The organism is Thioalkalivibrio sp. ALJ21, assembly GCF_000378605.1.
Lineage (GTDB): Bacteria > Pseudomonadota > Gammaproteobacteria > Ectothiorhodospirales > Ectothiorhodospiraceae > Thioalkalivibrio.
On sequence record NZ_KB905156.1, the window covers coordinates 157,195 to 169,834 of the forward strand.

At 68.3% G+C, this 12,640-nt stretch carries 14 protein-coding genes and 1 pseudogene; 13 read left to right on the top strand and 2 right to left on the bottom strand.

Annotation, left to right across the window (positions count from 1 at the left end; genetic code table 11):
- Positions 1–2 precede the first annotated feature (2 nt).
- Positions 3–677: a YdcF family protein gene (locus tag F579_RS0106720; RefSeq protein ID WP_019023871.1), complete on the bottom strand. Its 675-nt coding sequence runs from the start codon at positions 675–677 to the stop codon at positions 3–5.
- 279 nt (positions 678–956) lie between these two features.
- Here F579_RS0106720 and F579_RS0106725 point away from each other — a divergent pair, with 279 nt between their 5' ends.
- The 13 genes and pseudogenes from F579_RS0106725 to F579_RS0106785 all read left to right on the top strand — a co-directional run bounded on the left by F579_RS0106725 (position 957) and on the right by F579_RS0106785 (position 11,865).
- Positions 957–1,229 carry a phosphopantetheine-binding protein gene (locus tag F579_RS0106725; RefSeq protein ID WP_012981895.1) on the top strand — a complete coding sequence of 91 codons (273 nt, stop codon included), beginning with the start codon at positions 957–959 and terminating at the stop codon, positions 1,227–1,229.
- Complete coding sequence (locus F579_RS0106730; RefSeq protein WP_019023870.1) at positions 1,226–1,840, top strand: hypothetical protein; 615 nt, start codon at positions 1,226–1,228, stop codon at positions 1,838–1,840. The genes F579_RS0106725 and F579_RS0106730 overlap by 4 nt, the downstream gene beginning before the upstream one ends.
- A complete protein-coding gene (locus tag F579_RS0106735; protein ID WP_019023869.1) occupies positions 1,837–3,177 on the top strand; it encodes an AMP-binding protein in 1,341 nt (446 codons plus the stop codon). Before F579_RS0106730 ends, F579_RS0106735 begins: the two co-directional genes overlap by 4 nt.
- Before the next feature lie 3 nt (positions 3,178–3,180).
- Positions 3,181–3,507 (top strand): hypothetical protein, encoded by a 327-nt coding sequence (locus tag F579_RS0106740; RefSeq protein ID WP_019023868.1) that lies wholly within the window; start codon positions 3,181–3,183, stop codon positions 3,505–3,507.
- A pseudogene (locus tag F579_RS0106745) lies at positions 3,504–4,399 on the top strand (lipid A biosynthesis acyltransferase). Before F579_RS0106740 ends, F579_RS0106745 begins: the two are co-directional and overlap by 4 nt.
- 46 nt (positions 4,400–4,445) lie before the next feature.
- Complete coding sequence (locus F579_RS0106750) at positions 4,446–5,000, top strand: LolA-related protein (protein ID WP_019023866.1); 555 nt, start codon at positions 4,446–4,448, stop codon at positions 4,998–5,000.
- A complete protein-coding gene (locus tag F579_RS0106755; RefSeq protein ID WP_019023865.1) occupies positions 5,001–7,388 on the top strand; it encodes an MMPL family transporter in 2,388 nt (795 codons plus the stop codon).
- A 38-nt stretch (positions 7,389–7,426) separates the two neighbouring features.
- Positions 7,427–8,611 (top strand): beta-ketoacyl-[acyl-carrier-protein] synthase family protein, encoded by a 1,185-nt coding sequence (locus tag F579_RS0106760; protein WP_019023864.1) that lies wholly within the window; start codon positions 7,427–7,429, stop codon positions 8,609–8,611.
- Positions 8,608–9,384 carry a beta-ketoacyl synthase chain length factor gene (locus F579_RS0106765; RefSeq protein WP_019023863.1) on the top strand — a complete coding sequence of 259 codons (777 nt, stop codon included), beginning with the start codon at positions 8,608–8,610 and terminating at the stop codon, positions 9,382–9,384. The genes F579_RS0106760 and F579_RS0106765 overlap by 4 nt, the downstream gene beginning before the upstream one ends.
- 50 nt (positions 9,385–9,434) lie before the next feature.
- Positions 9,435–9,890 (top strand): hypothetical protein, encoded by a 456-nt coding sequence (locus F579_RS0106770; protein WP_019023862.1) that lies wholly within the window; start codon positions 9,435–9,437, stop codon positions 9,888–9,890.
- Complete coding sequence (gene fabG / locus F579_RS0106775; RefSeq protein ID WP_019023861.1) at positions 9,887–10,609, top strand: 3-oxoacyl-ACP reductase FabG; 723 nt, start codon at positions 9,887–9,889, stop codon at positions 10,607–10,609. Before F579_RS0106770 ends, fabG begins: the two co-directional genes overlap by 4 nt.
- Before the next feature lie 9 nt (positions 10,610–10,618).
- A complete protein-coding gene (locus F579_RS0106780; protein WP_019023860.1) occupies positions 10,619–11,359 on the top strand; it encodes a glycosyltransferase family 2 protein in 741 nt (246 codons plus the stop codon).
- A 110-nt stretch (positions 11,360–11,469) separates the two neighbouring features.
- Entirely contained in the window at positions 11,470–11,865 is a 396-nt protein-coding gene (locus F579_RS0106785; RefSeq protein WP_019023859.1) for a hypothetical protein, read from the top strand.
- Positions 11,866–11,972: 107 nt separating this feature from the next.
- Here the strand turns inward: F579_RS0106785 and F579_RS0106790 are convergent, their stop codons facing one another.
- Positions 11,973–12,464: a YhcB family protein gene (locus F579_RS0106790; protein WP_026301007.1), complete on the bottom strand. Its 492-nt coding sequence runs from the start codon at positions 12,462–12,464 to the stop codon at positions 11,973–11,975.
- Positions 12,465–12,640: the final 176 nt, after the last annotated feature.

Consider the following 12,640-nt stretch of genomic DNA (forward strand, 5'->3'; position numbering starts at 1 on the left):
GCCTAGCTGATCCGGTCGAGCATCCCCTGATGACGGATCAACCGGGCAAACAGCCGCCCGGTGTGATACCAGTGCAGCATCCAGATTTCGCGCGCCAGACGCACCTGCGGCACCCGGGGCGAGCGCTCGGCAGGGCAGGGACAGACCTCGAGTCCCACCCCGCGCGCGATGGCCACCGCACGGGGCAGGTGAAAACGACTGGTCACGAGCACACAGCGCGGCAGGCTGCCGCCGGTACGCTGGACGAGCAGGTCGCGGGCGTTTTGCAGATTCTCCAGGGTGTGCCGCGAGTCCTCTTCACAGAAGATGCGAGAGGCCGGGATGCCGCGCTGGCGCAAAAAGGCCGCACCCGCAGCCGACTCGCTGGGCCCCTCCGGCGAGGTGTATCCGCCCAGCAGCAGAACGCGGGCCTCCGGGTCGCGCCGCAGCAGGCGCAGGGTTCGCAACAGGCGCAGCCGGTAACCCGGTCCAGGGCAACCCTCTTGTAACTGCTGTCCCAGGACAATGATCCAAGGTGCCCGCCCGGGACAATCCAGGCTCCGGACCCACAGATGCATGCGCCCCCACAACGCGAGCCAGCTAAGCCCCGCCGTCAGCACAATGACCAGATTGGACAGCCCGAAGGTCAGCAGCCCGTCCGGCCCGACGCGCCGCAGTCCTACCCGACCGCCGATCACGACTCGCCCCCCATACTTGCCCCCTGGCGATTCGCTGGCGGTCGACTGATCGCACCCCATGAGAGCACCCACTCTGCCGCCCCGCCCTGCAAAACCGCGTATTCCCTGCATTTGGAGGGTACCACGCCCCCTTGGGGTTGCGTATCATCGGCCCCGGGCCGGGAGGTGCACGGCGCGCCCAGCACCTCCCCAGGGGAACAATCAGCGTTTCCCCAGGGGAACAATCAGCGTTTCCCCAGGGAAACGCTTTCGGATTCCGCCGCTATTTAGGGGAGAGACGTGGCAGCACAAACCGCAATGGAACAGGAAGTCGCCAGGCTGATCGTCGACAGCCTGAATCTCGAAGAGGTCAGCCCCGAGGACATCGAGCCGGAGGCCCCCTTGTTCCGCGAGGGCCTTGGGCTGGACTCGATCGATGCGCTGGAACTGGCACTGGCCATCTCGCGGGCCTATGGCGTGCAGATCCGCTCCGATGACGAGAACAATCGCCAGATCTTCGCATCCTTGCGGGCCCTGACCGCCCATATCGAGGCGCACCGAGCCACGTCGTGAGTACCCGTCTCGCCGCCGCGGTAGCCCTGGGCTACCCGGTGGCCGTGATCACGGGCATTTTCCTGGAGCTGCCGCGACTGCCGCTGGCCTGGCTGGCGCTGCTCATCCTGGTCCTCGCCTGGCCGGTCCTGCCCGTGCTCGGCCGAGCGGTGATGGCCCTGGTGCTGGCCGTGCTAGTGTTGCTTCTGGGTGCCGAGCCGGCCGGGAAATGGCTGATCTATGCAATACCGGTGCTTATTCAGGGGGCCCTGGCATGGCTGTTTGCCCGCTCCCTGCGTCCGGGCTCCACCCCCCTGATCACCCGGTATGCGCTGGCCATGGGCGCCTCCGACAGCACGCCGGTGCATCGCTATACACGGCGGCTGACCGCTGCCTGGGCCCTGCTGTGCGGTGGACTCGCCCTGCTGTCGGCGGTACTGGCGGTGGCGGTGCCCACCACCACCTGGGCCTTGTTCGCAAATGGGATCAACTATCTGTTCCTGGCGGCGCTGTTCATGCTGGAATATCCATTACGGCGCTGGCTTCTGCGCGACGAACCCCGGGCGGGTTTCCTGCCCTACCTCGCCGCACTGGCACGCGCCGACCACCGCCACATCCTGAGACAACGATGAGGGACTCGAACACGCTAGCGCTGATTGCCGACCACCCAACGCCACTGGCCTGGGTGGCGGGACGCCGTGTCTCGCGGGCCGCGTTTCTGACGGATGTGCGCGCCCTCGCCCGGCGCATCCCGGCCGGCGGAGCCCACTTCAACCTGTGCGAGGATCGCTATCGCTTTGCCGTCGCGTTTGCCGCGATCCTGCTGCGCGGGGGCGCTAACATCCTCCCTCCGAACCGCGCCCGGACAACCCTGAGCGAGATCGCCGAGCGTCATCCCGGCGCGCACGCCCTGGTGGACGAGCGGGACCTCAGTGTCACCCTCCCCGTCATCCCGGTCACCGCGGCCGGGACAGAGGACGCCCACAATGCGGGCGCGACCCCGGAGATCCCGTCGGATCAGATGGCGGTACACGCCTATACCTCGGGCAGCACCGGACAGCCCACCGCTCACAGCAGGAGCTGGAACAGCCTTCATGTCGTGACCGCACAGGCCCTGCGCCGCTTCGGGCTGGATACCGACGGGGGAACACTGGTGGGGACGGTCCCCGCGCAGCACATGTACGGCCTGGAATCCACGGTGCTTTATGCCCTGCTCGGCCCCTGCACGCTGCTGGCCGAACGCCCGTTCTTCCCGGACGATATCCGCCAGGCCATGGCCGAGCATGCCCCGGCAAACCTGGTCACGACCCCATTTCACCTGGACGCCTGCCTGCGGGCGGGCCTGACCTGGCCCAGGGCGGCACGCATCCTCAGCGCCACCGCCCCACTGGAACAAGACCGGGCACAGTCCGCGGAAACACTGTTTGGCACGACCGTCCGCGAGATCTACGGCTGCACCGAGGCCGGGGCCATTGCCAGCCGCGAGACGGCCCGGGAGCTCCTGTGGACGGTCTATGACGGGATTGCGCTGACGACCCAGGGCAGCGACCGGGTGGCGGTACAGGGACCCCAGCACCCGGCACCAGTCCCCCTGCCCGACCGCATCGAGCGGGAAGGTGCCCAGCGCTTCCGCATGCGCGGACGCCTGGCGGATCAGCTCAATATCGCCGGCAAACGAGCCTCGCTGGCCGAGCTGAACCGGCGCCTGAACGCCATTCCCGGCGTAGAGGACGGCGTGTTCATCCCGCCCGATCCCGGACAGGACAGCGGGACCGCCCGTCTGGCTGCGATCGTGGTCGCCCCGGAGCGCTCCGAGGCCGAGATCCTGGCGGCCCTGGCCGAAACCATGGACCCGCTGTTCCTTCCGCGCCCCCTGGTGATGGTGGGAGCCCTCCCCCGCAGCGCGACGGGCAAGCTCCCGCGCCAGGTCCTGCTGGACTTGCTGGACCAGCACGGGCAGTGCGCCTGAGCAATGGCACCGATCATTGCCACGCGCCGCATCCCGGCCAGCCACCCCTCACTGCCCGGGCATTTCCCCGGTCAGCCGGTCGTACCGGGCGTGGTCATCCTGGCCACGGTGGACGCCGTCGCGCGCGCAAGCGGCCTGGGCCCGGTGGCCGCCCTGCCACGGGCGAAATTTCTGGCGCCGTTGCTTCCGGAGGTCGATTTCCGGGTGGAGATTGATCCCCCTGGTACCAGCGGCCTGCGCGCATTCCGCGTTATCCGCGACGGTGCGGAGACATCCGACCCCCTGTGTAGCGGACAACTGAAGCTGCACGACGCCGGACAAACGGCGTGAGCCGGGGGTGGTTCAGCCAGGGGGAGCGAGGGTCCCCCCTGGCGCTGCGCATCATCCTGTGGGTTGCTCTGCATCTCGGGCGGCCGGTCGCGCACTGCTCTACCCGATAACCGCCTACTTTCTTCTGTTTGCCCCGAAATCCCGGGGTTACAGCCGGGACTACCTGCGCCGCGTGCTCGGACGCGAGCCGCGCCTGCGCGAGATTGCCCGGCACTTCCACAGCTTCGCGGCCGTGATCCTGGACCGCGTCTTCCTGCTGGCCGGCAAGGACGCGTGCCTGGATCTTCATGTCCACAATCGCGAGATCTTCCTCGAGCATGTCGAAAGCGGCCACGGGGCCCTGCTGCTGGGGGCACACCTGGGCAGTTTCGAGGCCCTGCGGGTACTCGCGGTCGGCAAGAACGACTTTCCCGTGCGCGTGCTGATGTACCGCGATCACAATCAGCGCATCACCCAGTTGCTGGAGGCGCTTAACCCCGAGGTCGCCGCGTCGGTCATCCCCCTGGGGGACACCGAGACCCTGCTGCACGCCCGCGACTGTCTGGAACAGGGGGGGATTGTGGCCACCCTGGCCGATCGCGTGGCCGAGAGCGACAAGATGGTGGAATGCCGTTTCCTCGGGGGACGGGCCTTTTTTCCCCAGGGTCCCCTGCTGCTGGCCGCAGTGCTGAAGGTCCCGGTCATCCTGTGCTTCGGCCTCTATCGCGGCGGCAATCGCTACGATATCGTCTTTGAACGCTTTGCCGACGTCATCGAGGCCCCCCGCGGCCGACGCGAAGAGGCCCTGGCCGAATGGGTGCAACGCTACGCCGATCGCCTCGAGACGCGCGTGCGTGAGGCCCCGTACAACTGGTTCAACTTCTATGATTTCTGGAATGACTCGTCCCGCTAAGCCTTGCTACCGGCAACTGCTCGGGGTCCGAGCACTGGCCCTGGCGGTGCTCCTGCTGGCCTGCCCGCTGTTCGCCAAGGCGGAAACCTCCGGTGACACACTGGACCAGATCCTGGAAGCACTGGCCGACAATCCGCCTTCACGTATCGACTTTCGCGAAACCCGCCAGGACCCCCTGCTCGAATTCCCCGAGACCCGCACCGGCACGCTGGTGTTCGAGCCGCCGGACACCCTGGAGCGTCGGATGGATGGCGACGGCGGCGAACGCGTGCGGATCGAGGGACGCCAAGTAATCGTGGAGCGCCGAGGCTCCAGCCGCGAGGTGGACCTGGACGAGCAGCCGGGTCTGGCCGCGTTTGCCGCCTTGTTCCGCTCCCTCGCCAAGGGGGAACGCGAGGGACTGGAAGAACACTTCGAAGTCGAGACCGAAGGCGACCTGGAGGCCTGGAGGCTGGAACTCACTCCGCGTGACCGCGCCCTTCGCCGCATGATCCTCGGACTCGACCTCCAGGGCGAGGGCGGTGCCCTCCTGCGCCTGGATACCGAGGAGTCAGGAGGGCGCCACAGCCGCATGCAGCTTGATCCGCAAGACGGCGACTGATTGGTGCCGAATCGCTTTCCCCTGTCACCGGGACCGGCGCTCTGGCTGATCGGGCTGCTGGTGGCAGCCAGCATCCTGCTGTGGCGGGGCGAGCTGGTCACCGACCTTCAGGGCTTCACCCCGGAGCCGGTCACCGAGACCGGGGTGGCGCTGGACCCCGGGGGCGGCCCGGCCGGACAGATCCTGCTGCTGGGCATCGAGGGTGGCAGCAGCCAGGCACGCGCGGATGCCAGCGACCATCTGGTCGAGGCGCTGCGCGGCCACCCCACGGTCGGCGAAATCCGCAACGGGCGTCTCGACCCGGATGACCCCGCCCTGGATTTCCTGCTCGAGCACCGCTATCTCCTGAGCCCCGAGGTCACCCCGGAGCGCTTCTCTGTCGACACCCTGCGCGACCAGCTCGAGGAACGTCGGGAGGACCTCGGTAGTGCCGCACCTCTGATGCCCCGGGAACTGATCGGCCGCGACCCCACGGGCGAATCACTGGTGGTGCTCGAACAGCTGGGACAGGCCGGCGGCGGGGGCGAACGCGACCGCCACGGCGTCTGGGTCGACCCCGAGCGCGAGCGGGCCCTGCTGGTCCTGCACAGCGCGGCCGAAGGCATGGATCTGGACGGTCAGGAAGCGCTCCTGAAGGCGCTGGACGAGGCCTTCGCCGAGTACGCGGACGATCTGGACCTGCTCGTCGCGGGACCCGCGGTGATCGCAGTCGAATCGCGCGGGCGCATCCGGGGCGAGATCACCGTCTTCAGCCTGGCCGCCAGTCTGGCCCTGGCCACGCTCCTGCTGGTCGTGTTCCGCCACCCCCACCCGGTCTGGCTCGCGGCCGTTCCGCTGGCCACCGGCATCCTGGCCGGGGCGGCGGTCGTGACCGTGGTCTTCGGCCACCTGCACGGGATCGCACTGGCGTTCGGCATTACCGTGCTGGGCATCGCGCTCGACTACCCGTTGCACCTGTTCGCGCACAGCCGGCAGCCCCCGAGTGACGGGATGCGCGGCGTGGCGCGCGAGCTGTGGCCGGCGATTGGCCTGGGTGCCGGGAGCACGGTACTGGTCTACGCGCTGATGGCGATCACGGGGTTTTCCGGCATGGCCCAGCTCGGGCTGTTCGTACTGACCGGTGTCGGCGTGGCCGCGCTCACCACGCGCTGGGTACTGCCCCAACTGATGCCACTGGCGCTGCAACGCGACGGGGTGCCCCCGGCCCGCCTGCCGGTACCGGCCGCCCTGACACAGCCGCCAGTGACGGCGCGCTGGATCCTGGCCGCCTCCGTGCTGGGGGCCCTGGTGGTTATCGCCAGCGCCGACCCGTTCCCCTGGGAGGACAACCTGGGTGCCCTGCACCCGGTGCCGCAGGAGCACATCGACCGCGACCGCGAACTGCGCCACGCCCTGGGGCTGCCGGATATCCGCCATGCCCTGCTGATCACCGCGTCCGACCCCGAGCGGGCGCTGCAGGCCGCCGAGGCGCTGACCCCGGGCCTGGAAGACCTGCGCAACCAGGGGGTGCTGACCGCCTACGACCATGCGGCCCGGGCCTTGCCGAGCCAGGCCCTGCAGCGCATACGCCAGGGTGCCCTGCCCGCCGCGGACACCCTGCGCGAGCGGCTGGACACTGCCGTCGACGGGCTGGGTTTTCGCGCAGACGCCTTCGATCCCTTTCTGGAGGATGTGGCCCGGACCCGTGATCTGGAGCCGCTGACCCCGGCCACACTGCCCGACGGCCCGCTGCGCCAAACGACAGGCACCCTGCTGATGCCGGACGAGGAGGGCGGCGACTGGATGGCCTGGGTACGGCTGAGCGGCGTGGAGGATGCAACCGAGGTGAGGCAATGGCTGCAGCGGGAACCGCTGGCAGACCTGCCCGGCCTGGCCGATGTGGGCGTACAGCACGTGGATTTCCTGCGCGCCTCGGAGGACCTGGTCAGCGGATTCCGCGATCAGGCGCTGGAGCGGCTGGCCCTCGGTGTGGTGGCCGTCACCCTGTTGCTGTTGCTGGCCACCCGCGCCCCCGGGCGCAGCCTGCGCATCCTGACCGCAGTAGGGAGCGGGCTGGTCCTGACCGTGGCCGCGCTGATCCTGCTCGGGATTTCCCTGTCCCTTTTCCATCTGATCGCGTTGTTGCTGATCGTTGGCCTGTGCCTGGACTACGCGGTGTTCTTCAGCCGCCCGCTGAGAGACCTGCAGGCACGCCAGAACACGGCCGCATCGGTCAGCATCTGCGCATTGTCCACCGTGGCCGTGTTTGGCCTGCTGGCCCTTTCCAGTCTTCCGGTATTGCGGGCCATGGGGCTCACCGTATTACTGGGCGTGATATTTTCCTTTCTCGCAGCCGCGCTTCTGGCGCAGCCCCCCCGGTCGCGCCGTACAGTAGCCGTTGACCACTAACATCCGATGCCGATCCCCCGCCAACTGCAGCCCGCCGAATGAATCCACTGGTAATCTCCGCCCACACCCTGACCTCCGCCACCGGAACCGGCCGCCAGGCCAACGCCGACGCACTGCACAAAGGGTACAGCGGGCTGCGCGCCTGCGACCTGGACTCCGTGCGGCTGGACACCCACATCGGGCGTGTGGCGGGTGTGGAGGCGATCGTGCTGACGGATCACCTGGCCCCGTTCCAGTGCCGCAACCACCAGCTGGCCGAGCTGGGGCTGCGCCAGGATGGCTTCATCGAAGCCGTCGAGATCGCGCGCGAGCGCTACGGGGCCGGGCGCATCGCAGTCCTGATGGGCACCAGCACCTCGGGGATCGCCGCGACGGAACAGGCCTACCACCGCCGCGACCTGGCCACCGGGGATCTGCCACCGGACTACGACTACCAGCACACCCAGAACATGTTCTCGCTGGCCGATTTCATTGGCACCCGGCTCGGGCTGCGGGGACCGGCGATGGTGGTCTCCACGGCCTGCTCGTCCAGCGCCAAGGTCTTTGCCGACGCCGAACGCTTTATCGCGGCCGGGCTTTGCGACGCGGCGGTGGTCGGTGGGGTCGACAGTCTCTGCGGCATGACCCTGCACGGTTTCAATGCGCTGCAGCTCGTGGCCCCGGAACCCTGCCGCCCGCTGCATGCCGAGCGCGCCGGCATCTCCATCGGCGAGGCTGCCGGATTCTTCCTGCTGGAGAGGCCCGACAACGGCGCGGCCGGTCCCCGGCTGATCGGCCACGGCGAATCCAGCGATGCCCACCACATGTCGGCCCCGCACCCGGAAGGGCTCGGTGCAGCGCGGGCCATGGAACAGGCCCTCACGCGGGCACAGCGGTCCGCCGGGGCCATCGACTACGTGCTTATGCATGCCACCGCGACCCCCGCCAACGACCGCTCCGAGGCACGCGCCCTGGCGCGCCTGTTTGGCGCAAAGAGCCGCGCCACCGGCACCAAGGGCCTGACCGGTCACACCCTTGGGGCGGCCGGCGCGGTCGGGGTCGCGCAGGCACTGGCCAGCCTGGAGAGGGGCTTCGTGCCCGCCACGGCGGGGCTCGACCACCTGGACCCTGAGCTTGAACTGGACGCCCGGGGGGCCGCTGAGGAACGCGACATCCGCCACGTACTCGTAAACGCCTTCGGCTTTGGCGGCAACAATTGCAGCCTGCTGCTGGAGGCCGCATGAAGGTTGGTATTGCGGCCGTTGGCCTGCTGGGTCCGGGCCTGTCCGATTTCGCCTCGGCGCGCCCCGTCCTTGCCGGGCAGGAGCCCCATGAGCGGGCACCGGTGACCATCCCGCCGACCACCCTGCTGCCGGCCAACGAGCGCCGCCGCACGACGGACACCATTCGCCTGGCGCTGAAGGTCGCGGAGGAGGCCACGGCCGACTGCGACCGCAGCCAGCTGCGCTCGGTGTTCGCCTCGTCCTCCGGGGACATGGACATCATCGACCGCATCTGCGAGGCCCTGACACAGGCGGAGCCCATGGTCTCGCCCGTGCAGTTCCACAACTCGGTACACAACGCCCCCGCCGGCAACTGGTCGATCGCGACCGCGAATCCGGCCCCGGCAACGGCCATCTCCGGTTTCGATGCAACGCTGGCGGCGGGGTTGCTGGAGGCCGCCACGCTACTGCAGGCTGGCAGTGGCGAGGTCCTGCTGGCCGCCTACGATGTCGCCTCCATGGCCACGTTCCGGCGTGTACGGCCCATCACCGAGTCGTTTGCCGTCGGCCTGCGCCTGTGTCCCGCAGGTGCCGGGCGGCCCACCCTCGAGCTGGCCCTGGGAGAGGGCAGCGACCCCACCCCCTGCCGCCAGGACTCGCTGGAGGCCCTGCGCGGCACCAACCCCGCTGCCCGTTCCCTGCCCCTGCTGGAGGTGCTCGCGCGCGGCGAAGGCGGTCATGTTACGCTTGCCGCGCCACTGGGACGATCGCTGGAGATTCGCGTCACGCCCTGATCTTCCGGTGGTTTGCCTCTCGCATTAACAACGGATCAGGACGATCCCGCATGAAGGCCGCCAGCCCCCAACTGAACCACGAGGCGATCTGCCGCATGCTGCCGCATGCAGGCGCAATGTGCCTGCTGGAGACCGTGGTCGGATGGGACGAACAGGCGATCCGTTGCCGCGCCATCAGCCACCGCGCCCCTGACAACCCCTTGCGCAACACCACCGGGCTCCCGGCCCTGTCGGCGCTGGAGTACGGCGCCCAGGCGATGGCCGTACATGGCGCCCTGCTGGCCGACGCCGGACCACCCAAGGCCGGCTTCCTGGCCGCAGTCCGCAACCTGCGCGTGCACCGGACTCTGCTGGACGACCTGAATGCGGATCTCGACATCACGGCCCGCAGCGTGATGTCGGATCGCAACAGCTCCATCTATGATCTCGAGGTATCGGCCGACGGCGAGCCCGTCCTGTCCGCGCGGGCGACCGTGATCCTGCAAACCGAGGACACCCCGACATGAGCCATCGTGCACTGATCACCGGCGCCAGCGGTGCCATCGGCCAGGCCATCGCACGGGCCCTGGCCGATGGCGGCTGCGAGGTTTTGCTGCACGCACACCGCAACCCCGAGCCTGCCCGCGAGCTGGCCGAACAGATCCACTCCGACGGCGGTCAGGCGGATGTCCTGGTCTTCGACATCACCGACGCCGATGCCGCGCGGGCGCAGCTGGAGCCCGTCGCGGCTGCGCAGCCGGTGCAGATCCTGGTTCACAACGCGGGCGTGCACGACGACGCGCCGCTGGCCGGCATGAGCCCGGAACAATGGGCCCGGCCGATCGATGTCGCGCTCAACGGGTTCTACAACGTGGCCCAGCCGCTGCTGCTGCCCATGATCACCACCCGCTGGGGTCGCGTGATTGCGATCTCCTCGGTAGCCGGCGTGGTCGGCAACCGCGGCCAGGCCAACTACGCCGCGGCCAAGTCCGGGCTGCACGGGGCCATCCGCTCGCTGGCGCAGGAGGTCGGGTCGCGCGGCATCACGGCCAATGCGGTCGCGCCGGGGATCATCGAGACCGCGATGAGCGAGTCGAGCTTCGACGCCGAGACGATCAGGCGCATGGTGCCCGCGCAGCGCGCCGGACGCCCCGAGGAGGTCGCCGGACTGGTGGCATATCTGGCCTCCGAGCAGGCCGGCTATGTCTCCGGCCAGGTGATCGGCATCAATGGCGCACTGGCCTGACCCGAACCGATGGCGGTCGTCCACGCGCTGATACCGGCCCATAACGAGGCCCCCACGATCACCGCCGTCGTCGCGGCCACACGCCCCCATGTCGACCGGGTAATCGTGGTCGATGATGGCTCGCGGGATGACACCGCCGACCGGGTCCAATCTGAACCCGGGGTCGTGGAGGTCCTGCGCTTACCGCAAAACCGCGGCAAGGCGAACGCGCTGTGGACGGGTATGCAGCACGCCCTGGAACAGGGAGCGGACGCCGTGGTCACGCTGGATGCGGACGGCCAGCACGATGCCTCTGAGATCCCGAACCTGATCACCGCCTGGCAGGCCCACCCCCACCATCTGGTGATCGGGGCACGGCTCAAAGGCAGGGAAACAACGCCCCCTCTGCGCCTGTTCGGCAACCGCACCGCCGACTTCTGGATTGGCTGGGCCTCGGGACAGCCGCTGCGCGACTCGCAGTCCGGCTTTCGTCTGTATCCGGCCGACCTGTTGCGACGCCTGGAGCTGCCTCATGGCGAGCGCCGCAGCTTCGTATTCGAGAGCGAGGCCCTGATCGAGGCCGAGCGCCTGGGCTTCCCGGTCACCCTGGTACCCGTGCGCTGCATCTACCCGGACCAGCACCGCGCCAGCCATTTCCGGGCCGCAACGGATACCCTGCGCATTATCCAGATGGTTGCCCTACGCCTGCTGGCACGTGGTCTCCACCCGCTCGGTCTGTTGAGGCATCTGGGACTGCTTCGCAGACCCTGAAAACCGCGGCAAAGGTCGGATTCACAAACCTTTTTCCAGGGCGGGAATGGCAATTCGCGGTCACGCTGCCTACACTGCCAGGTGATCATCCACCATCAAGGACAACACCAATGTCTGCAAGACTCCTGCTGCTCCTGCTCGTGGCCGGCGTGCTCGTACTCGCGGGCTGCCGCGGTACCGCACCGGTGCATGATGTCAGCGACACCACGGTCACCGATGTGCACGGCGAGCGCCCAAGCGCAGAGCAGATGCAGCAGGCGATCCGCAACGCCGGCGCGGCACTGGGCTGGCAGATCAGCGAAACCGAGCCCGGCCTGCTCGAAGGTCGGCTGTCGCTGCGCGACCATATTGCAGTGGTCGAAATCCCCTACAGCGACGGGGCGTACAGCATCCGCTACAAGGACAGCTCGAACCTCGACTACGAAGATGGTCGCATCCACCCGAATTACAACAACTGGGTGCAGAATCTGGACAACCAGATCCGCGCGGAAATCTCGGCGCTCTAATCACCGCCCCTGGGTCGTCAACCCGATAAAAAAGGCCGGGCGCATGCCCGGCCTTTTTTCGTCTGATCCCCCGAGTACGTCTCGGCAACAGCCGAGTATTCACCCGTCTAATCGGCCCGCGGGCGCGACGGCGACTGCTCGGCGTCGGACGACTCGCGGTAGTCGCTCTCGTAGCGCCGGTCGGGTACATCGCCCTCCGGCTCCGAATCGCGTTCACGGTGACCGGGGCCCTCGCCCGAACTGCCGCCGTAATCACGATTTGGCACGTTCGACAACAGACGCCCTGCACGATCCTCCAGACGGTCCCGGGTCGGCTTGTCCGCCAGCTCCTCCGCACTCTGGGCGAGGTGGTGGTAGAGGTCGCGATAGGAACCGGCCATGGTCGCGAACAGGGTGGCGGTACGGTCGAAGTGGTCGTTGACCTGACCGCGATAGCGCGTCAGCTCCTGCATGCGCCGATCCAGCTCTTCCTCCAGTTCGCGGATCAGTTTGCGTTCGTCACTGGTCACGCGCCCAACCCAGAAACCCACCAGGCCGGCTACCACGATCGCCAGAATCCCGAGGGCCGTCCACAGCCCGACTGCCGTTTGATCTTCCACTGTCACCTTCCGCGAGGAAACACGGTCGCCATTGTGCCGCAGGGCCGTCGCGAACGCACTCGTCGTCCCCATTCCCGGCCATGCTAATCTCGCTCAACGCGAACCGCGTCAATGGAACCCGCCCGAGCGGGTGACGGACAACGATTCGATCGCCCGTCGCGATCGTCGACACACAC